The following is a 20,952-nucleotide window of genomic DNA, read 5'->3' on the forward strand; positions in this document are numbered from 1 at the left end:
ACACATGTCCAGGCCAGCGGTGGCTACGGTCACTCGCCTACTTGATGCACAGGGTCAGCGCATCCGCAGGCAACGTCGCGTCTTCGGTGCAGCGGCACAACTTCTCGATGCACAGAACGACGTCTCGGTGCCCGCACTGGCAGCGCGCGCGAAGATGGCGCCCGCCGCTCTCTACGCGCATTTCCCATCCATCGAGGTGGTGTTCGCCGAGCTGTACCTGGACCGGGTGATTCAGCTGCCGCTGGAAATCGATCCCGCTGCCAGCGCGACCAACCGCGTCACCGAGCAACTCACCGCACTCACACTCTTGATGGCCGATGAGCCACGGCTGGCCCGCGCCTGCACCCAGGCGTTGATGAGCACCGACGACGAGATGGTCGCCGATGTACGTGGGCGGATCGCGGTCGAGATCGCGCGCCGGATCTCGACCGCCCTGGGCGCGGGCGCGTGGCCCGAGGTACTTGCCACGTTGGAGTCAGTGTTCTGGGGTGCACTGCTGCAGGCGCAGTCGGGCGCGATGAGCTACCGGCAGATGAACCGCCAGCTGGAGATGATGGTCTCGCTGATCGTGCCGGGAGACTGACGCCGATCACGCCATCGCGGCCAACCAACCCCGGTACTCGGTGATGTCGCGGCCCTGCGCGGGCGCGATGTGGTCACAACCGAATCCGGTGATCCATCGGCCGTCGTCGAGTTCCACCTTGCCCAGCAGCATGGGTGCGGGCAACTCCGCCAGGAACTCGCCGAGGGCAGCCGGCGACAGAAGCCAGCGCTCACCCACGATCGGGGCACCACCCTCGGCCACGCGGGTCAGGCCCGGCTTGGGCGGAACCGTGTCGAGGGCGTAGAGGCGGTAATGCGGTGCGGTGGTGATCGGTCCCGCCCACCTAGCGCCCCGCCCGGTGAGCTGATGTTCCAGCGGCTGCCCGCGCAGATGCGCACCGAACACCGCGAGTTCGGTCAGGGGTGCAGCCAATTCGGGCCACGTCTCGGCCGACGGGGCATCGAGGAAGCGGGACGCCAGATCGGCGATGACACCGTCATTAAATCCCGGTGCCAGCAGGGTGATTCCGAACTGCGCGCCATCGGTCACCGTCCCGGCGGGGACCGCGATGGCACACATGTCGAACAGATTGCAGAAGTTGGTGTAGCGGCCCATCCGGGAGTTCACTGCGACTGGATCGGCGGCCACCTCATCAATGCGCGGATGCTCGGGGGCGGTGGGCACCATGAGTGCGTGGCAGCCCGCGAGCTGGGCAAGTGCTTTGTGCCGTAGCTCGTCGACATGTCGCCGGTCACGCAGTAGGTCCGCGGCCGAATGCGCGCCCGCCGCAGTGATGATCGCGGCGACAGTCGGGTCCAACTCAGCATCAGGACCGGCCGTGCTGACGAACTCCCCTACCGCATCCCACCTTTCGGCGACCAGGGCACCGTTGTAGAGAAGGCCGGCCGCGGCGAAGAAGTCGTCCATCGGGATCGGGACCGTGTCGAATCCGGCGTCCTTTGCCTGGCGCACGGCAGCGTCGAAGCCGGCCTGCCATTCGTCGTCGAGCCCATCCAACGTGTCTGGTATCGCGATTCTGGGACTCACCGGCGCCGCAAACGCGACATCGGCCGGCCACGGCCGATGCGGCGCACCGGCACTCATGACGGCCATCGCCGACTGTGCGGTGGCCAGATCGGCGGCGAAGATCGTCACGCAGTCATAACTCGCGCACGCCGGGACCACTCCCTCGGCAGAGACCACGCCGAACGTTGGCTTGATCCCGACGATGCCCTGCAGCCCGGCCGGGACCCGACCGGACCCGGCGGTGTCGGTGCCGATCGCGATGTCGGCGAACCCGAGCGCGACGGCCACCGCAGATCCGGAACTCGACCCGCCGGAGATGTAGTCGGGTCGACGGGAATCCCGCACGGCGCCATAGGGACTTCGGGTCCCCACCAAACCGGTGGCGAACTGGTCGAGGTTGGTCTTCCCGATGACGACAGCACCGGCGGCCTTGAGAGCGGTCACCGCCGGTGCGTCGGCATTGGGAATGTAACGGAAGTCTGGGCATGCCGCAGTGGTCGGTATCCCGGCCACGTCGACGTTGTCCTTGACGGCGAGCACCAAACCGGCCAGCGGCCCCTCACCGGCCAGCGCGGCCTCATACTCGGACTCAACGTCATCCAGCGGACGCAGATGAATGAACACCTCGTCACGTCCGCTGTCGGCGATCTTGCGGTAGATGTCGGCGATGTGTGTCACGCGGATACCTTTCTCGCGAATTCTCCTGCTGCCGCCCATCGCTCACGTTCCTCGGCGCGCGCCGCTTCCATCGTGGCGCGGGTCGCGGCGATGTCCTCGGCATTGGCGGCCAGAAACTGCTCGTGTTCGGCCAGCGAGAACGTACCGTCGGCGATCTCGACGTGTCCGCGTCCATCGGCCATGTCGGCGCGCAGGTCCAGCAGTTCCTCAGCCGACACCGGATACCACTGGATCCGGTCGAAAAACCGCAACAGCCAAGGATGTTCGGGATCGAAGCCCTGGGCGACCAGCGGATGACGATGGTTCCAGATCTGCGTGGTGCGCCCGACGAACTGGTATCCGCCCGGCCCCTCCATCCCGTAGATGCACAGGTACGCCCCACCGATACCGACTGCGTTCTCCGGAGTCCAGGTCCGCGCCGGGTTGTATTTGGTCGTCACCAGACGGTGCCGAGGGTCCAACGGCGTGGCGACCGGGGCACCCAGGTACACATCGCCCAGCCCTAACACCAGATACTCCGCGTCATAGACGATTCGGTGTACATCCTCGACGGAGTCCAGACCGTTCATCCGCCGGATGAACTCGATGTTCCACGGACACCACGGCGCATCGGCCCGCACGCCGTGCATGTATCGTTCGATCGCCTCGCGGGTGGAGGGGTCGTCCCAGCTCAGCGGTAGCCGTACGGTGCGGCTGGGCACCACCAGATCCTGTGCGGCAGGCAACGAGGCCTCGAGCTCGGTCAGCAGCGCCACCAAGGACGACTGCGCAAGCCGGTCCGGGTCCACCTTGACCTGCAGCGAACGAATCCCGGGCGTGAGGTCGATCAGTCCGGCGGGCCGATGTTCTTCCAGCGCATGGTGCAGTGCGTGCGCACGCGCTCGCAACGCCAGGTCCAGGCGCATCTCGCCGTACTCGACCAGGACGTTGTCGTCCCCGATCCGCCGGTAGGTGACCGCCGTGCTGCCGTCCGATGAGGTTGTACCGGCAATGATTCCGTCGTCCTCGTCGCCGCCCGCGGAGAACACCGCCGCAATGTTGGCACGTCGCGCCGGGCCGACGGTCGCAGGCGGGGGCGCCGCCGCCGCGTGCACCGGTACGAACCGGACGGTGGCACCGGGGGCGAGTTGGCCCAGCTTCCACCGGTCGGCGGCAGTGACTGTGACCGGGCAGACGAAGCCGCCGAGACTGGGCCCGTCGGGCCCGAGCAGGATCGGCGTGTCCCCGGTGAAGTCGAGCGAGCCAACGGAATAGGCGTTGTCGTGGATGTTCGACGGGTGCAGTCCGGCTTCCCCACCGTCGGGGCGGGCCCATTCAGGCTTCGGCCCGATCAGCCGGACACCGGTGCGGTCGGAGTTGAAGTGCACCTCGTAGTCGTGGTTGAGCAGCGTATCGATGTCGTTGCGGGTGAAGAACTCCGGTGCCGAGTGCGGACCGACGGTCACTGCGATGTACCAGTGCTGGCCGATGGCCGGCTGCTCCTCGAACAGGATGCGCCGGCGGGTACCCGCACACGCCTCGGCGGTTTCCAGCTTGTCCCCCACCGCCAGCACCCGGCCCTCGTGCCCGCCGAACCGGCCAAGAGTGAATGTCGATGCGCTACCCAGGTATTCGTCGGCCAGCAGCCCGCCGCCCAGCGCGATGTAGATCCGCAGGCCTGGGCCGTCGACCATGCCGATGTCCAGAACCTGACCGGCCTCGACCAGCACCGGCACCCACTGCGCGACCCGTGTGCCGTCGACAGTCACCGGCGCAGGCGCACCGGTGACGCACACCCAGGTGTCGGTGTCGAAGCGCAACGCCGGTCCGCCCATCGTGGCCTCGAGGCCGGGCGCGCCCTCCGGGTTGCCCACCGCGATGTTGGCCAGCCGGAAGGACACATCGTCCATCGGTCCCGACGGCGGCACCCCGATCTGCCAGAACCCGGTCCGCCCCGGCCAATCCTGAACGGTGGTGGCCATGCCGGGCCGGATGACTTCGATTGCGGTCATGGGCGTGTCACGACCATTCGCACCGCGGTCGGGTCGAATCCGTTGCACGGGTTGTTGATCTGCGGGCAATTGGAGACCAGCACCAGCGTGTCGATCTCGGCCCGCAGCGACACCGTCTTGCCCGGTGCCGACAGGCCATCGACGATGCCCAATGCGCCGTCCGGATCCACCGGCACGTTCATGAAGAAGTTGATGTTGCTGACGATGTCGGCCTTGGTCAGCCCCCACCGGGCACCTTCGCCGATGAAGTTCTCCACGCAGGCGTGTTGGTGTTTGGTGTGGTGTCCGTACCGCAGCGTGTTCGATTCCTGTGAGCAGGCCCCGCCGAGAGTGTCGTGGTTGCCGACCTCGTCGTCGATGATGGTCAGCATCGGCTCGCCGTCGCTGTCGCGCAACACCGATCCGGTGGTCAGGAAGATGTTGCCCTGAGCGGCGATCGTGGCCTGGGCGCTGTAGCGCACGCCGTGGTCGTTCGCCCCGTAGAACAGGGTGTCGACCGCCTGGTTGCCATGAAGGTCGACGATGGTGAGCACGTCTCCGGCGCGCACGATCTTCGCCCACGGGGCGCGTGGGGCGACGATTTCGTCGGCGATGGTGTCGGCGGCGGTGACGGTCATCGGGCACTCCAGACGTCTTCGGAATTCAGGTAGGCGCGTTGGTATTCGGGGTCGCGGTCACCGACCGTGGCGCCGATCTCGGCCAGGTCACCCGGCGCCGACCAGGCCAGCACCTCCAGCGAGCCGACGGTGAACTGCGGTGCCGGGTCCAGGGGGTGCGCGGTATTGGCGAGTGCCACGATCAGGGGTAGGTGGGTGATCAGTTCGACTGCCGTGCCGGCGCCGGCCGACCCGGTGGACACCAGCGTGCCGTCGGCATCCACCCGGACTCCGTGGAAGAACGACACGCTGGGCGCCACGTCGCGTCGGGTCAGGCCGTTCTTGAGCGCCGCCAGCGCGAGCAGTTCTCGACCGGACGGGCTCGGCGACTCCACTTCGCCCGCACCGTATTTGGCGGCATTGCCGGACCGGGTGGTGGTCCCGCACAGGGCATCGTGGTGGCCCGAGGTGTCCGACACCAGGGTGGCCAGCACCCTGCCCTGGTCGCTGAGCAGCGGGTGACCCGCCGAAAGGTAGGCCTGCCACGGCACTTTCACCGTGTCCGCGACGTTGAGCCGTTCCCAGGGTGCGTCTGCCCGCCACAGGAGCAGGTGGGCGCACGCGGTGCCGTCCAGGTCACGCAGCCGCAGCCGGGTGCCGCGGGCCAGCACCTTGCTGGTGTAGCGACCACCGGGAACCGTTTCAGCCCAGGTCAATTGCTCTGCGGTGACATTCTGCGGCGGTGTGGGCCAGGCCGAGGCCGGCACAACGGGCATCGAATCGGTGAGGGTGCCGGCCTGAGCGCGAGCATGGTCGCGGGCCCCGGCGGTCGTCGACGTCGTCGCAGTAGTCATGTCAGGCTCCGATCGTGACGGGTTTGGGGTGGGTCTTGCCGCGGGGGAAGCAGAGCGCGCCGAGCGCGACGGCCGCCGCGATGCTCAGTGGTCCGGCCCACTGCAGGATCGGCATATCCCCTCCTGGGTTGAAGATCTCGGCCCGGGGCCAGCCCAGGTTGACGATCATCACCGTGCCGTAGAGCACCGCCAGGACGTTGACGACGATGCCGAACTTGCCGAGCGAGAACAGCGGCAGGCCTTCGGCATCGACCTGATTGCGCTGGGCGGGCCAGCCCTTGAGCCGCCGGTACAGCAGCGGCGCAGTCACCAACAGGTAGGCCAGGTAGATCAGGATGATGCAGACACTGGCCAGGGTCGCGAAGATCGCCGAGTTGCCGACGTTGACCAGCAGCACCCCGATGCACAGCAGGCCGATGAGTACCGACGGCCAGATCGGGGTCCCGGTGTGGCTGTTGACCTTCGACAGGAGCGCCGAGGCCGGCAGGCGGCCGTCGCGGGCCATCGAGAACATCAGCCGGGAGGCGGCGGTCTGAATTGCCAAGGTGCAGATGGTGATCGCGATGCAGACGTCGATCAGCAGCACCGTGCCCCACGGTGAGGACAGCACGGTGTCGAGCACGTAGGGCAGTCCCTCGGTGGCAAGTCGGCCATCGGTCAGGCTGGGAGCAGCCATCAGGGCGCCCAGGATCATGAGCCCGCCGCCGAGCGCTGAGACCGACAGGGCCAGCCGGATGGTGCGGGGCGCGACGCGACGGGGATTGCGCGTCTCCTCGGCCAGCTCGCCCGCCGAGCCGAAGCCGACCATGACGTAGGCGGCCATCAGCCCGCTCATGATCCAGGCCCAGACGTAGCCGGGCTGCCCTCCGGCGTGACCGGTGTCGAACACCACCTGCGGTCCGCGCTGAGCGTGGGTGAAGAACACCCCGATAACCGCGATGACACCCACGATCTCGCAGATCACGCCGGCGCTGTTGACCCGCGACATCCATTTGACGCCAAGACAGTTGATCGTGGTGGTGACGACGAGCAGGACGGTGCCGAGTAGGACTGCGTTGGCCGCCCCGCTCGGTGAGGTCAGGGCCGGGTCCTCGCCGATGACCTGGAACCCGGACCAGATCGTGGGCAGCACCACCTGTAGCGCGATCGCCGCGGCCGAGGCGGTGACGATCTGCGCCAGGATCATGAACCAGCCGCCGAACCAGCCGATCACCTCGCCACCCATCCGGCGGGACCACTGATAGATGGCCCCCGAGATCGGGTAGCGCGCGGCCAACTCGGCGAAGCACAGCGCCACCAGGAACTGTCCGAGGAACACCGCGGGCCAGGTCCAGAAGAAGGCGGGGCCGCCGAAGCCGAACCCGAGTCCGAACAGCTGGAAGATCGTGGTCAGGATGGACACGAACGAGAAGCCCGCGGCGAAGGATTCGAACTTGCCGAGCCGACGGTGCAACTGCTGGTCGTAACCGAACTCGGCCAGGTCGTCATGGTCGTTGGACACATCACGTCCCGCGGTAGCGCTGCTGGTCATAGGCGTTTCTCTCAGGCTCGGGGGCGGTGCCGCCAGCTCCTTAACTGTCATTCGATAGATAAGCGTCTTGGCGTGTCCGAGCTGTCACCCACGTGTTTCGTTCATGTAGCGAGCGGTAAGCATTGCGTTGCCGAAACCTCACCGAGCCGTTCGCCTGCCACAATCGCCGACATGGCTGTGGCTGCGTTGGACGATGTCCGCCGGCATATTGCGTCGGCGGACAGCGAGGCCGCACTGGTGGCGGCCGCCGCCTCCGCCCGCGATGCGGTGCGGAAGGTGGTCGACGCCCGGGTCGGGGCGGCCTCAATCGCCGAGGCGTGGTCGGCCGTCGCCCGCGCCGCGCTGACGACAGCGGCGCGATTGGTGGACCCCCGCGGCGGCTGGTATGCCTCGGGCAGCGTCGGCCGCGGCGACGCACTACCCGGATCGGATCTGGAGACCCTGGTGGTCCGCAGCCCCGACGTCACATCGGAATCAGCCCTGGCCCAGGCGGTACATGTGCACGAGCTGCTGGGCTGTTGCGGTTTTCGTGCCGACGACAACGGTGCGGTCGCCTCCCGGGTGCGCTTCAACCGCACCGCCCAGGAATGGGCGATCGGCATCGGCGGGTGGGCCGCCGACCCGTCCGCCGACCGGGGTGTCGTGATGATCGGTCTGCTGGCCGACGCCCTGCCCCTCGGGACGTGGCCCGATCTGCGCGATCAAGCCGGCATCGCGGCGCGGGCCCAACCGCCGTCGCTGGCCGCGATGCTGCAGGACGCAACTTTCGTCCGAGCCCACGTCCCGTCCCGGTTGCGTCTACTGACTTCCGGTGACAGCGGCGTCGATGTCAAACTCGCCGCCGTCGACCCGGTGGTCCGGATCGCGCGCTGGGCCGCGCTCAGTTGCGGATCCGACGCACTGCCGACCGCCGACCGGATCGCTGCGGCAGCCGGCACTCGCTACCTCGATCCCGACGACGCCAGGGTGCTCGCGAAATGCCACGCGATCGGCTCCAGCATCCGCTGGCGGGCGCGGGCCGCACGATGGGACCCTGCCAACTCCGATAACCACATCGACGAGCGCGTCGAAATCTCGGATCTGCCACCGCAGGACCGCACGGCGCTGCGCAGCATCGGCCGTGAACTCAATGGTGTGCGGCGCAAACTCGACTACCTGGCGTCAACCTCGACGTTCTCCACGTGGTAGCCGCGACCACCGAGGCCGGGCGCCATGCCTTGGCCCAGACCATCGCCGCCGAGCGCCTGGAAGGCTGGCGTCCCACACCGGAGCAGACCGCCTCCCTGACCGCACTGCTCGCCGGCGCGGTCACCTACGGCGAGTACCTGGCGCGGCATCTCCCCCGCCCGCTTCCACCGCCGCGCCGGCGGGTGTTCGCGCGGCGCAGGCCGTACTTCGTCCCAGGAACAACGGTGTTGCGCAACAACTTCGGCGTGCAGGATGCCACGCTGCTCGCGCAGCTGGAATTCGTCGCGACCGCCGGCCGGGTCCTGCAGGTGCATCTGCGTTGCCAGGATGCGGACCTGGATGTGCGTTCACTGCACCGGCAGGTGTTCGGCGACGTGTACGCGTGGGCGGGCGAGCCGCGCATCGTCGAACTCCGAAAGGGTGACAGCTCATTCGGCTCGTGCGCACGGATTCCCCGCGCCCTGGAGGCGCTGCAGGCCGAGATCGACCGGCTCGCCGGTGAGGGTGCCGAGATGGACGGCGGCACGCTGTCCTACCGACTGGCCCGAATCTATGCCGACTACAACCAGATCCATCCGTTCCGCGAAGGCAACGGACGCACCGGAACCCTGCTGCTACATCTGCTCGCCCGCCGGGCGGGACGCCGGCTGCATCTCGACGAGCTGTCCCGGTCCGAGTGGGTCAGCGCGTCCCGGGACTCGATGCCGTTCCGGCGCGACGGTCGGGCCGACCCGCGGCCGTTCGTCGCAGTGCTACGCGGACGGCTACAGCCGGAGTGCATAGTGGACGCCGATGTCTGATGACCTTCCCCCGCACGGCCGGGCGATCAGCGCCGACGAGGCCGACCGCCTTTGGGACCCATGGACACCGGCCGAGGTTGCCGGGCGATTGGCCGGGGTCGACGCTCCGTGGGGTGTGGCCGCAGGTTGGGCGATCGACCTGTACCTCGGTGATCCACCGCGGCTTCACGCGGACATCGAGATCGCGGTGCCTCGTGGCGAATTCCCGCAGATCGCCGCGGCATTGCCGGGCTTCGAATGGGACGTGGCCGGCGCCGGCCGGCTGTGGCCCTTCATCGAGGTCGGCGATCACCCGGATCTACACCAGACCTGGTGCCGCGACCCGGCCAGCGGCCGCTATCACCTCGATGTGTTCCGCGAACCCCACGACGGCGATCAGTGGGTGTGCCGGCGCGACCCGTCGATCACGTTGCCCTACGACGAACTCATCAGGCTTCGTGACGGGATACCGTACGTGATCCCCGAGGTGGCGCTGCTCTTCAAAGCACATCGCACGGCACCCAAGGATGAAGACGATTTCCGTCGCGCAGCACCGCGACTCGCAGACAACGCACGGACGCGCCTCATCGACTGGCTGGCCCGTCTCTACCCGGCCCATTCCTGGTTGAACCGGCTACGCGCCTGAACGACTACGGATTCGGATCGGTCAGATATCGCTGCACCGTCGGCCCCATCCACGCGACCAGATCGTCGATGCTCGCCGAGGCCATCGGTTCGATCTTGAGCTGATACCGCGCGAACGCCAGACCGACGAGGTGCACGGTCACCAACTCGACTCGCAGCTCGGCGTTATCGACGCCGAACTCCGTCGCAACCCGTTGAGCCACTGGTCCGGCCAGGGAATCGTGTAAGAGCTTGCGCGCCAAGGGTTGGATATCCGCTGACCGGAACACCGTCAGCAAGGGGTCGAAGGACGCTCCCGTGTCCCACCGCTGAACGACATCGCGTACCAGCCGTGCGCCGATCTCACCGAGTCCTTCGTCGAGCAGATTCGCCAGTTGATGCAACGGGTGCTGGGGTGTGTCGAGCACCGAGGCGGCGAACAGGCCCTCCTTGTTGCCGAAGTGGTAATAGACCATCGCGACGTCCACGCCCGCATCCGCGGCGATCCTGCGCACCGTCGCCTTCTCGTACCCATCACGCATGAAGTGCTCACGGGCCGCGTCAACGATCCGCTGCTTGTTCTGTTGGCCCGTGCGCCACCGGCCGCTCCGCCCGGTCTCCGACATGGGCCGAAGTTTAGTTCAACAGCCGTTGACCTATGCGGAAGCCGGGGCGTAGCGTTTTCTTCAACAACAGTTGAAGAAAGGAGCTCGACATGACACAACGGCGACTCTGGTGGCGGCACACCATCTCGGTGCTGATCGCCCCCGCAACGATGACGATTTTCATTCCGGCCCTGATCGTCTGGCTGACCGGCGCGAAAGCCCCTGACCTGACCAGCGCTTCGGGTCTCCTGCTCGCCATCGCGGGCGCCGCGTTGATCGCGTTCGGGCTGTGGTTCCTGGTGTGGACGGTGATCCTGTTCGACCGCATCGGCAAGGGCACCCTGGCCATCGGATCTCCGGTCAACCTGGTGGTGCAGGGGCCGTACCGGCACGTCCGCAATCCGATGATGACCGCGGTGTTCTGTATCCAGCTCGGTACGGCAGTCGCCATGGCCTCGCCCTGGCTCTTCGGCTGGTTCGCGCTGTTCTGCACCCTGACCGTGATCGCGATCCCGGTCTTCGAGGAACCCCACCTCCGCAGGCGGTTCGGTGCCCCCTACGACGACTTCCGCCGAAACGTTCCGCGGTGGGTTCCGCGTCCGACCGCATGGGTACCCGCCCACAGCGGTTGAGGGTCCGGGCGCTTTCGCATCACCCTGCGTCGATCTCTTCAGGCAGGTCAAACTGGGTTGGACACTCGCAGCGGCTCCCGCCCGGGATTACCCGGGTGTGAGCTCGCGTTGTCGCCAGAGACCGCGACTGAAAGTGAGCACCGTCGATGGGCACCCCACTGCACCTCGCCGTCGCACTCGATGGCACCGGCTGGCACCCGGCATCCTGGCGCGAGCCGCTGGCCCGCCCCGCCGAAACACTCTCGCCGCGATACTGGACCGATCTGGTCAGCCAGGCCGAGCGCGGCCTATTGGACTTCGTCACGATCGAAGACGGACTCACCCTGCAGTCCGATCACCCGTTCCGCCCCGATGATCGGACTGATCGGGTGCGCGGCCGTCTCGATGCCGTCCTCATCGCGTCCCGCGTCGCACCCCGGACGCGTCACATCGGTTTGGTGCCCACCGTCATCACCACCCACACCGAGCCGTTCCACGCATCCAAGGCCATCGCCACCCTCGACTACGTGAGCAACGGCCGAGCCGGGGTACGCGTCCAGGTGGCCTCTCGCCGGGACGCCGCGGCCCACTTCGGCCGACGCCACCTGCCCGAGGAACGTGCGGCACTGAGCGCCGAATTGTTCGACGAAGCGGGCGACTACGTAGAGGTGTTGCGCCGGTTGTGGGACAGCTGGGAAGACGACGCCGAGATCCGCGACGTGTCCACCGGGCGGTTCGTCGACCGGAACAAGCTGCACTACATCGACTTCCAGGGAGCCTCCTTCTCCGTGAAGGGCCCCTCGATCACCCCGCGCCCACCACAGGGTCAGCCGGTCGTCGCCGCGCTCGGCCACGTGGACCCCGCCTACCAACTGATTGCCGGGAGTACCGACGTCGGCTTTGTCACCCCCCACAGCGTCGATGAAGTCACCGCCCTGGTCGACACCATCGCCGCACTACGGCCCGCCGATGCCGCTGCCGTGCGGGTGTTTGCCGACCTGGTGGTGTTCCTCGAAGACGCGCCTGACGCGGCGCGAGCACGGCGCGACCGCCTCGACGACCTGGCCGGCGCCGAATACCCCAGCGACGCCGAGATTTTCGTCGGAACGCCCGGGCAACTCGCCGACCTGTTGGAGGCCTGGCACACTGCCGGCGCCGCCGGTTTCCGGCTGCGTCCGGCGTCCCTGCCGCACGACCTGCAACAGATCACCGACGTACTGGTCCCCGATCTGCAGCGCCGCGGCCTGTTCCGCGAGTCCTACGAGGCATCCACCCTGCGTGGCCTGTTGGGTCTACCCCGCCCCGCCAACCGCTATACGACCGTCTGACACGGAGCAGGAAACCCATGAGCAAGCCCGTCAAGCAGATTCATCTGGCCGCGCACTTCCCCGGGGTCAACAACACCACGGTGTGGAGCGACCCCGACTCCGGCAGCCACATAGATTTCGATTCGTTCGTCCGGTTCGCGCAGACCGCCGAACGCGGCAAATTCGACTTCATGTTCCTGGCGGAAGGGTTGCGTCTGCGCGAACAGGGCGGCCAGATCTATGACCTCGACGTGGTGGGACGCCCGGACACCTTCACTGTGCTGGCCGCGCTCGCCGCGGTGACCGAGCGACTCGGGCTCACCGGCACGATCAACTCCACGTTCAACGAACCCTATGAGGTGGCACGGCAATTCGCCTCGCTGGACCACCTCTCCGAAGGCCGGGCCGCATGGAACGTCGTCACCTCGTGGGACGCCTTCACCGGGGAGAATTTCCGACGCGGCGGCTTCCTGCCCGAGAACCAGCGCTACGAGCGGGCCGAGAGCTTCCTGGCCGCCGCCCACACCCTGTTCGACTCGTGGCGGGGCGACGAGGTCATCGCCGACAAGGAAAGCGGCGTCTTCCTGTCCGATTCCGCCGCCGGCGAGTTCGCCTACCGCAACGGCCATTTCGACATCAGTGGCCGGTTCAACGTCCCGCGCAGCCCGCAAGGGCGGCCGGTGATCTTCCAGGCCGGCGACTCCGACCACGGCCGCGAGTTCGCCGCCGCAGCCGCCGACGCCATCTTCTCGCGATACGGGACGCTCGAGGACGGCCAGAAGTTCTATGCCGACGTCAAGGGGCGCCTGGCCAAATACGGCCGCCGCCACGACCAGTTGCTGATCCTGCCGGCGGCTACCTTCGTGCTCGGCGATACCGACGCCGAGGCCGCCGATCTGGCCCACGAGGTCCGTCTGGCGCAGGTATCCCCCGCCACCGCGATCAAGTTCCTCGAACAACTGTGGAACCGTGATCTAACCGATCACGACCCGGACGGGCCGCTGCCCACCGTCGACCCGGTGGTCGGCGAGAACACCATCGCCAAGGGCCGGGCCAGCGTGCGGATACACCGCGACCCCATCGCCGTCGCCAACGAGTGGCGGGCCAAGGCCGAAGCCGAGAACCTTTCCACCCGCGAGCTCATCATCGAGGTCACCGGGCGGCAGAACTTCGTCGGCTCGGCGGGCACGATCGCCGAATCCATCGACCATCTTGTGCAATCGGATGCCAGCGATGGGTTCATCCTGGTCCCCCACGTCACCCCGGACGGGCTCGACCCCTTCGTCGACCGCGTCGTGCCCTTGTTGCAGGAGCGCGGCGTGTTCCGTACCGACTACGAGGGCACGACGCTGCGCGAACATCTGGGCCTGGCCCTGCCTCAGCACCCCAGCCGCGAAGGGCACACGGCTGCAACAGGATAGCTCTACTCGTCTTCGGTGCGGTCCTTGTACTCCCAGCTCGCCCCTGCGGTCAATGTGCCGGGTTCCAACTCGGTGCGTCCGGCGTCGCGCACGTGCACCGTCTGCGCCAGGATCTCGTCGGGCTTGCCGCCGATCACGATGACCGGGTGCTCGTATTCGATGCCGTAGAGCTTGAGCGCGGCGTGCACGGCGTGCGCCGCGGCCTTACCGCGCGACATCTTGGCGTTCGAGTTGACCCGGATCACCAGCCGGCGTTCGGTCTCCTCGGTGTCTTCGGCGTCCATGGGCATAAGCCTAGGGCTCCTCCTCTGTCCAGCATGTCGGGAGAGTTCCAAGACTTGTCGTACCCCTTTGCGACAATGGTGTCATGTCCACGGCCACAGCTTCTTTCACTGCTGAGGTGAGCCCCGCGCAGCGACTGGAGGTGCTGTTCGAGGAGTTGTCGGAGCTGTGCGGTCAACGCAATGCGATCGACGGCCGCATCGTGGAGATCGTCGCCGAACTGGACCGCGACGAGTTGTGCGGGGCCACTGGTGCCCGCTCGATCGAGGCGCTGGTGGCTTGGAAGACCGGTGTGGCACCGCGCAATGCCGAGACCATCGTGGCCGTCGCGCATCGGCTCGAAGAGTTCCCGCGATGCGCCGACGGCTTGCGTGAAGGCCGGCTCTCACTGGATCAGGTCGGCGTGATCGCCGAGAAGGCCGCCGACGGATCCGACGAGCACTACGCCGAACTGGCAGCCAGCGCCACCGTCAATCAATTGCGTAAAGCGGTGAAACTCGAACCACGCCCCGAACCCGAACCCGAACCCGAACCGAAGCCTGAACTGCAGCGGGAGATCACCAAAATCCCCGGCCCCAATGACGAATACACCACGTGGCGGATCCGGCTGCCGCGCCTAGAGGCGGCGAAGTTCGAGGCCGCCATGCAGTCGCATCACGACGGCCTGATCGCGGACTGGAAACGCGACCACGACGGCGAGGACACCGATGGAGACGGCGAGCAGGCCTCGCCGTTCCCCGACAGTGTGGATGCATTCATGAGCCTGGTCGAGGCCGGCTGGGACACCCAAGCCGCGCAGCGCCCGCACGGACACCACACCACCGTCGCAGTGCACCTGGATGTCGCAGACCGCATCGCTGCCCTGCATCTGGGGCCGGTGCTGTCCGATGACGAACGCCGCTACCTGCTCTGTGATGCCACCTGCGAGGTGTGGCTCGAACGCCACGGCCAACCGATCGGCGTCGGGCGCGCCACCCGCACCATCAGTCGCCGGTTGCGCCGCGCCCTGGAACACCGTGATCGCTGCTGTGTGGTGCCCGGCTGCGGAGCCACCCGCGGCCTGCACGCCCACCACATCGTCCACTGGGAAGACGGCGGACCGACCGAACTCGACAACCTCGTGCTGCTATGCCCGTATCACCACCGACTGCACCATCGGGGCGGTATCACCATCACCGGACCCGCGCACCAACTCACCGTCACCGACAGACTCGGTCGCCCACTGCACCGCGGATCCTTGGCCCGTCCACCGACGACACGCCCACCCGATGTCGCACCGTATCCCGGGCCCACCGGAGAACGTGCCGACTGGTGGTGGTACCAACCATTCCAACCCCAACCGCCACCGACGACGAACTAGTGTCGATATTCGTGACCGTGGAAGTTGCCGCGGCCATCATCGGGGCTCTGCCGACCGCCTACGCGACCGCGCAGCGGAAGTGCCCTTCCCACAAGCGAGTTCGCGGCGTGTCACGGTTCCTCCGAAACCACCTCACGGAGGAACTCGCCTCCATGGATTGCAGCCAGCAGTGAGTTCTCCGAGGTGCGGTTGGCGGTGAACAGCAGTTCGTCCCCGGCCTCGAACACGTCGTCCGGCTTGGGCAACCTGACCTTGTTTCCGCGGACGATGGTGACCAGCGCGGTGTCCACCGGCAGATCCAGGCGGTCCACCCGCTCCCCGACCACCGGATTATCTTCTGGCAGCGTGAGTTTGGTCAGCTCCACCCGACCGCCGCGCAGCGTCATCAGCCGCACCAGGTGCCCGACGTCGATGGCGCCCTCGATGCCGGCGACCAACGCCCCCGGCGTCGACACCGCCACGTCGATGCCCCATTCCTGCCCGAACAGCCATTGGTTGCGGATGTCGTTGATGCGCGCCACCACCCGCGGCACCCCGAACTCGGACTTGGCCAGCAACCCGACCACAAGATTGGACTTGTCGTCACCGGTCGCCGCGATCAGCACATCGCAGGTTTCGATCCCGGCATCCTCCATCGCCGAGAGCTCGCAGGCGTCGGCCAACAACCAATCGGCGCCAGGCACCGTATGCGGCTCGTAGCGCCGGTGCAGCTGCTCGATCAGCAGGACCTTGTGGCCGTTGTCCAGCAATTCGCGCGCCACGGAACGGCCCACATTGCCCGCGCCGGCAACCACGACTCGCATCTTCCGTTCGCCCACTCGGCCATTTTCCACTATCGGCATGGCCTACTCGCGGGCCTTCGCCCTGATTAACTAATTCGCAATGAGTCTGAACCAGCTGTACCTCACCCTGCTGACCGGCGGCGTCGTGCTGCTGGCCAGCATCATCGGCACACGGGTGGCGACCCGCATCGGGTTCCCGAGCCTGCTGTTCTTCCTGGCGGTCGGCATGGTGCTGGGTGTCGACGGGATCGGACTGGACTTCAACAATGTCGAACTGGCTCGCAACGTGTGCACCACGGCCCTGGCGATCGTGCTGGTCGAAGGTGGTCTGACCACGCGATTCTCCGATATTCGCGGGGTACTGGCACCCGCAGGCGTGCTGGCCACTCTCGGTGTTTTGATCAGCACCGCCATCACCGCCGTCGGCGCGCACCTGCTGCTGGGCATGGACTGGCAACTCGCACTGCTGCTCGGGGCCATCGTCTCCTCCACCGATGCGGCCGCGGTGTTCTCGGTGCTGCGGATCCTGCCGCTGCCCCGGCGGTTGGCCGGCCTCCTGGAGGCCGAGTCCGGCTTCAACGATGCCCCCGCGGTCATCCTGGTGCTGACGTTCAGCGTGGTGCCGTTCGTGTTCCACCCCGAGGGCGCCGTCACCGATCTGCTCTATGAACTCATCACCGGTTCCCTACTGGGCCTGGGCGTCGGGTTCGCCGGCGCGTTCGCGCTGCGCCGCATCGCGCTGCCGGCCTCGGGGCTCTATCCGATCGCCACCTTCGGGCTGGGTTTCATCGCGTTCGCCGCCGCCGGCAGTGCCCACGCGAGCGGATTCATCGCCGCCTACCTGTCCGCGGTGGTGCTGGCCAACTCCGGTCTGCCCCACCGGTCGGCGACCCGGTCGTTCGCCGAAGGGGTCGGCTGGCTGGCCCAGATCGGACTGTTCGTGCTGCTCGGGCTGCTGGTGAATCCCCACGATCTGGCCGGCGACATCATTCCGGCGATCGTCATCGGGCTGGTACTGCTGCTGCTCGCCCGGCCGGTGTCGGTGGTCCTGTCGCTGGCCGGGTTCCGTATCCCGTTCCGCGAACAGCTCTTCCTGTCCTGGGCGGGTTTACGTGGTGCTGTGCCGATTGTGCTGGCGACGTTTCCGATCGTCGCGGGTGTGCCCGACAGTTACCGACTGCTCAACATCGTGTTCGTGCTGGTGGTGATCTTCACTCTGATCCAGGCGCCCAGCATCAAGTTCGTGGCGAACGCGCTGGGGCTGATCACCCGCGACATCACCCGCGAGATCCAGGTCGAGGCCGCACCGCTCGATGTGCTCGACGCCGAACTGTTGACCATGACGGTGCAGCCGCACTCCCGCCTGCACAACGTCACCATCTTGGAACTGCGACTGCCGGATCCGGCCGTCATCACGTTGATCATCCGCAACGGCCGCACGTTCGTTCCACTGCCGGACACCCGCATCGCCGTCGGCGACGAACTGCTCATCGTCACGACCAGCAAGACGCGGCACGCGGCCGAGGCCCGGATGCGTGCGGTCAGCCGCCGCGGCAAGCTCGCCTACTGGTTCGACGAATACGGGCTCGAGGACTGACGCAGGCTCCCTTACACCTCACGGATCCGCGGGCAGAAACTGCCATGTGGGCCCGGCGTTTCGCCCGGTCGGCTGACCGTCGACCAGGATCTCCGTCTTGCACAGGTCCTGGCCGGCGCGCTTGAGGGCGAACATCAGATCGAAGGCGGGGTCGAACGCCGCCAGGTCCCCGGCGAAGGTCTTGTGCAGGGCGGTGAGCAGGTCGGTGAGGCTCTGTGCGAACTTCATGGCCTTCTGTCCTGCCTCCGATTGGAGGTCGAGGTCGGATAGCCGCTGGTTCGCGGTGATCGGTAAGACGCCGGCAGGGTCGTAAGGGATCTCCGGCCCGGTGAACGAGAAACCCTGCGGAACAGTGGAATCGGTGACCAGTTCTTTGCCCTTGATGATCTGTTCGAACCGGTAGTAGTGCGCTACCTGGCCGGCAGCGTCCTTCGGTGAGGTCTGGGTGCCCTCGCCCTCGCGGACGATCACGCCGATGGCGTACGACGCCGAGGTGACATCGACGATGGGAACCAGTCGCGGAAACTCGAAACCCGAGTCGCTGAGCAACTGCCCGGTGGTGTCGCCGCGGAATGCGGAGTCGCCGAGTTGAGTCAGTTTCTCCTCGAGGGCGGCATAGAACGCCCCGATGGTCGCAAAGGTCGGCTCTTCTGCGATACCGGGGAACTGCAGCGGATCCTCGGGATGCTCGATGCCCATGAAGGTCCGCTCCACGACGTCCATCGAAAAGCGCTCGACGCCAACGACCAGACCCGAGGAAACCGCCATCGGCAGTTTCGAGGGATACGACGGGACGAAGCCGGTGGTGGCGATGTTCGGAGTTCCGCCCAGCGCGACGAGCAGGTTGCAGCACAACAGCATGTGCAGCATCTCGTCGACAGCCACCGTCGACAGGATGCCGCGGATCTTGCTGTTGCGCTGAGGGTCCAGCGACATCATGGCGGTGAGATACGGCGGCATGGTGGCGAATTCCAGTTCGATCGCGTGCTGGACGCTCTCGTGGAGGTCGACCGGGGAGTCGGCCTCCCGAACCGCATCGAGGTATCGGGTCTCGAGTTCGATCATCGTCGCAGCCTCCTCGTGTCACCGGTTTGCCTCAGTCAGTGTGCGCGGGGGCTGTGGCGAGCGCGTGAGTAGTCGACTACGTGTATCGCGGGTCTCGGGACCGCTCACACGGGCACGGATCGAGTAGCCGACTACTCGCGCGAACTGCCCGTCACGAGGTTGATAGTCAGGGCACGGCGAGGCGATGGACATTGACCGAAAGGGGCGGGGCGATGGACTTTCAAGGTGTTGTGGCGATTCTGGACGAGGCGATCGGCGGGCCGGGGGTGGGCATCGGCGCTCACCAGGCCTTCTGGCGCGACATCAATCGCGATGAGTTCGTCGCCAAGAAGGTGATCGGCAAGAAACTTGTCCTCCTCGGCGATGGCGCCAATTCGAATTTGGTGCGCGCACTCAAGGGCGAGATCCCGTTCGGCTCCGGCCTGCCCGACGCCCCGCCGGAGGCGACGACGCGTCGGATGCCGGCCGGTCGTCCGGCAGTGCCCGCCGAATCGATCGCGGCGATCGAGCAGTGGATCAACGACGGATGCCCCGAGAAAACCGCTGCACAACAACCGGTCTGGCGGGAAACCAACGCACCGACGGCGACGTCGCGCACCGACGACATCTGGTTCATCGACCCGCAGCGCGGCTGGGCGGTCAACAGTGACGGCCAGATTCTGCACACCGAGGACGGCTTCGCCACGTTCGAGGAACAGTTCCACGACGAAGATTCGGGCCTATATCTGCGGTCGGTCGGGTTCGCCTCGGCCACCCGCGGTTGGGTGGGAACAACCACACCCGGCCGGCAACTGTTGCAGACCACCGACGGAGGCGCGACCTGGACCGAGGTGGTCGACCTGCCCGATCTGGCACCGCCTTTCGTGTGCGGTCTGTCCGTCGTCAGCGAGTCCGTCGTCTACGCCTCGGGCACCAACGATCCCGGGATGCCCGTGCGCGTCATGCGCACCACCGATGGCGGGGCCACATGGCAGGCCACCGACATGTCGGAGCACGCCACGATTTTGATCGACATCCACTTCACCGATGCCGACACCGGATGGGTTGTCGGCGGCAAGGCCGCATTGCCGGCCCCACCGATCCCACACGACCCACGAAGCCACATCAAGCCCGTCGTACTGCACACCACCGATGGTGGACAGACGTGGACGAACACCGTCGAGGACCTCACCGATCAGTTCCCCCTCGGCGAATGGGGATGGAAGATCCATTTCATCGACGATCACGTCGGGTTCATCTCCTTGGAGAACTTCTCCCAGGCCGCCGTCCTCAAAACCGTTGACGGCGGCCACACCTGGGCCCGGGTCGGAGTGAAGGACCCCCAGGGCAACGTCAACCTCGAAGGCATCGGCTTCCTCGACGAGAACACCGGATGGGTCGGCGGATGGGGCAGCACGGACTTCCGCAAGGGCTTTTCCAGTGCCACGACCGACAGTGGACAGACGTGGAAAGACGCCAACGAGATCGGGCGGTTCATCAACCGATTCAGGTTCTTCCGTGACATCCCGCTCGGATACGCCTCCGGAAGATCGGTCTACAAATACTCCACCGAGCCCGTTCCGCCACCCATCGCCGGGTTGGCGGCGACTGCGCCACAACTGCTCGCCGACAACGAGCCGACAGCCAGCGCACTACCGCTGCCGGTCACGGTCGACGTGCCAGCGGGCGCAGGCAGGCTCATCATCTGCATCTGGGACCACTTCGCCAAGCACGTGCGGCGTCTGATCGATGAAGCCGGACCGGACGCCGGCGCACGCACCCTCGAGTGGGACGGACGTGACGACGACGGCGACCCCGTGCACCGCGGGGACTACCTGATCCGCGTCACTGTCGACGGGAAGTCCGAAAGCCGAATCGTGCATGTGACGGGGTAGCTTGCGTTTGGCGATGTTGTTGACGGCCACAGCATTCCGTCGAATGTTGTCGTATGTACCTCAGCCTGAGGACCCTGACACGCGGAGCAGGCTGACCCCGACGTGGTCGAACGTGTGTTCTAATATCCTTCACCGCTCATCCCGCTCACTGCGGGCGATGTTCAGAAGGAGTTCGCCGTGACGATCACTGTAGACGCTCAGCCGGCCGAAGCGCCGCCCACCGATTCCGACACCAAA

General features: G+C 66.7%; 19 protein-coding genes. 10 read left to right on the forward strand and 9 right to left on the reverse strand.

The window, feature by feature from the left end; genetic code table 11:
- Positions 1–4: 4 nt before the first annotated feature.
- Entirely contained in the window at positions 5–583 is a 579-nt protein-coding gene (locus AB0I14_RS09305) for a TetR family transcriptional regulator (RefSeq protein ID WP_358019294.1), read from the forward strand.
- 6 nt (positions 584–589) lie between these two features.
- Here AB0I14_RS09305 and atzF read toward each other — a convergent pair whose 3' ends face one another.
- Genes atzF through AB0I14_RS09330 form a run of 5 tightly spaced genes read right to left on the reverse strand, consistent with a single transcriptional unit; the run spans position 590 to position 7,220 of the window.
- On the reverse strand, positions 590–2,248 hold the full coding sequence (gene atzF, locus AB0I14_RS09310) for an allophanate hydrolase (RefSeq protein WP_358019297.1): 1,659 nt from the start codon (positions 2,246–2,248) through the stop codon (positions 590–592).
- On the reverse strand, positions 2,245–4,239 hold the full coding sequence (locus AB0I14_RS09315) for a 5-oxoprolinase/urea amidolyase family protein (protein WP_358019300.1): 1,995 nt from the start codon (positions 4,237–4,239) through the stop codon (positions 2,245–2,247). The genes atzF and AB0I14_RS09315 overlap by 4 nt, the downstream gene beginning before the upstream one ends.
- On the reverse strand, positions 4,236–4,856 hold the full coding sequence (locus tag AB0I14_RS09320) for an urea amidolyase associated protein UAAP2 (RefSeq protein ID WP_358019303.1): 621 nt from the start codon (positions 4,854–4,856) through the stop codon (positions 4,236–4,238). Before AB0I14_RS09320 ends, AB0I14_RS09315 begins: the two co-directional genes overlap by 4 nt.
- Positions 4,853–5,689, reverse strand: a complete 837-nt coding sequence (locus AB0I14_RS09325) for an urea amidolyase associated protein UAAP1 (RefSeq protein WP_358019306.1) — start codon at positions 5,687–5,689, stop codon at positions 4,853–4,855. Before AB0I14_RS09325 ends, AB0I14_RS09320 begins: the two co-directional genes overlap by 4 nt.
- A 1-nt stretch (position 5,690) precedes the next feature.
- On the reverse strand, positions 5,691–7,220 hold the full coding sequence (locus AB0I14_RS09330; RefSeq protein ID WP_358019309.1) for an amino acid permease: 1,530 nt from the start codon (positions 7,218–7,220) through the stop codon (positions 5,691–5,693).
- Between the two features lie 171 nt (positions 7,221–7,391).
- Here AB0I14_RS09330 and AB0I14_RS09335 point away from each other — a divergent pair, with 171 nt between their 5' ends.
- The 3 genes from AB0I14_RS09335 to AB0I14_RS09345 are packed head-to-tail and all read left to right on the forward strand — an operon-like array spanning position 7,392 to position 9,833.
- Positions 7,392–8,408: a putative nucleotidyltransferase substrate binding domain-containing protein gene (locus AB0I14_RS09335; protein ID WP_358019312.1), complete on the forward strand. Its 1,017-nt coding sequence runs from the start codon at positions 7,392–7,394 to the stop codon at positions 8,406–8,408.
- Positions 8,402–9,208 (forward strand): Fic family protein, encoded by an 807-nt coding sequence (locus tag AB0I14_RS09340; protein ID WP_358019315.1) that lies wholly within the window; start codon positions 8,402–8,404, stop codon positions 9,206–9,208. The genes AB0I14_RS09335 and AB0I14_RS09340 overlap by 7 nt, the downstream gene beginning before the upstream one ends.
- Positions 9,201–9,833 carry a hypothetical protein gene (locus AB0I14_RS09345; RefSeq protein ID WP_358019317.1) on the forward strand — a complete coding sequence of 211 codons (633 nt, stop codon included), beginning with the start codon at positions 9,201–9,203 and terminating at the stop codon, positions 9,831–9,833. The genes AB0I14_RS09340 and AB0I14_RS09345 overlap by 8 nt, the downstream gene beginning before the upstream one ends.
- Before the next feature lie 4 nt (positions 9,834–9,837).
- Here the strand turns inward: AB0I14_RS09345 and AB0I14_RS09350 are convergent, their stop codons facing one another.
- Positions 9,838–10,437 (reverse strand): TetR family transcriptional regulator, encoded by a 600-nt coding sequence (locus AB0I14_RS09350; RefSeq protein WP_358019320.1) that lies wholly within the window; start codon positions 10,435–10,437, stop codon positions 9,838–9,840.
- Positions 10,438–10,526: 89 nt separating this feature from the next.
- On the opposite strand from AB0I14_RS09350, the gene AB0I14_RS09355 reads away from it, so the two are divergent.
- The 3 genes from AB0I14_RS09355 to AB0I14_RS09365 all read left to right on the forward strand — a co-directional run bounded on the left by AB0I14_RS09355 (position 10,527) and on the right by AB0I14_RS09365 (position 13,755).
- On the forward strand, positions 10,527–11,048 hold the full coding sequence (locus AB0I14_RS09355) for an isoprenylcysteine carboxylmethyltransferase family protein (protein ID WP_358019322.1): 522 nt from the start codon (positions 10,527–10,529) through the stop codon (positions 11,046–11,048).
- A gap of 146 nt (positions 11,049–11,194) precedes the next feature.
- Positions 11,195–12,355, forward strand: coding sequence for an LLM class flavin-dependent oxidoreductase (locus AB0I14_RS09360; RefSeq protein WP_358019324.1), 1,161 nt, complete (start codon positions 11,195–11,197; stop codon positions 12,353–12,355).
- A gap of 17 nt (positions 12,356–12,372) precedes the next feature.
- A complete protein-coding gene (locus AB0I14_RS09365) occupies positions 12,373–13,755 on the forward strand; it encodes an NtaA/DmoA family FMN-dependent monooxygenase (protein WP_358019326.1) in 1,383 nt (460 codons plus the stop codon).
- 2 nt (positions 13,756–13,757) lie between these two features.
- Here AB0I14_RS09365 and AB0I14_RS09370 read toward each other — a convergent pair whose 3' ends face one another.
- Positions 13,758–14,039, reverse strand: a complete 282-nt coding sequence (locus AB0I14_RS09370) for a hypothetical protein (RefSeq protein ID WP_358019329.1) — start codon at positions 14,037–14,039, stop codon at positions 13,758–13,760.
- An 83-nt stretch (positions 14,040–14,122) separates the two neighbouring features.
- Between AB0I14_RS09370 and AB0I14_RS09375 the strand changes: the two genes are divergently transcribed.
- Positions 14,123–15,397, forward strand: coding sequence for an HNH endonuclease signature motif containing protein (locus AB0I14_RS09375; protein WP_358019332.1), 1,275 nt, complete (start codon positions 14,123–14,125; stop codon positions 15,395–15,397).
- Positions 15,398–15,507: 110 nt separating this feature from the next.
- Here AB0I14_RS09375 and AB0I14_RS09380 read toward each other — a convergent pair whose 3' ends face one another.
- A complete protein-coding gene (locus tag AB0I14_RS09380; RefSeq protein WP_358021173.1) occupies positions 15,508–16,200 on the reverse strand; it encodes a TrkA family potassium uptake protein in 693 nt (230 codons plus the stop codon).
- 79 nt (positions 16,201–16,279) lie between these two features.
- On the opposite strand from AB0I14_RS09380, the gene AB0I14_RS09385 reads away from it, so the two are divergent.
- On the forward strand, positions 16,280–17,776 hold the full coding sequence (locus AB0I14_RS09385; RefSeq protein WP_358019335.1) for a potassium/proton antiporter: 1,497 nt from the start codon (positions 16,280–16,282) through the stop codon (positions 17,774–17,776).
- An 18-nt stretch (positions 17,777–17,794) separates the two neighbouring features.
- Here AB0I14_RS09385 and AB0I14_RS09390 read toward each other — a convergent pair whose 3' ends face one another.
- Entirely contained in the window at positions 17,795–18,841 is a 1,047-nt protein-coding gene (locus AB0I14_RS09390; protein WP_358019337.1) for a ferritin-like protein, read from the reverse strand.
- 212 nt (positions 18,842–19,053) lie between these two features.
- Between AB0I14_RS09390 and AB0I14_RS09395 the strand changes: the two genes are divergently transcribed.
- Entirely contained in the window at positions 19,054–20,715 is a 1,662-nt protein-coding gene (locus AB0I14_RS09395) for a YCF48-related protein (RefSeq protein ID WP_358019340.1), read from the forward strand.
- Positions 20,716–20,952 lie beyond the last annotated feature (237 nt).

Origin of the sequence: Mycobacterium sp. NPDC050441 (genome assembly GCF_040655355.1) — a bacterium.
Lineage (GTDB): Bacteria > Actinomycetota > Actinomycetes > Mycobacteriales > Mycobacteriaceae > Mycobacterium.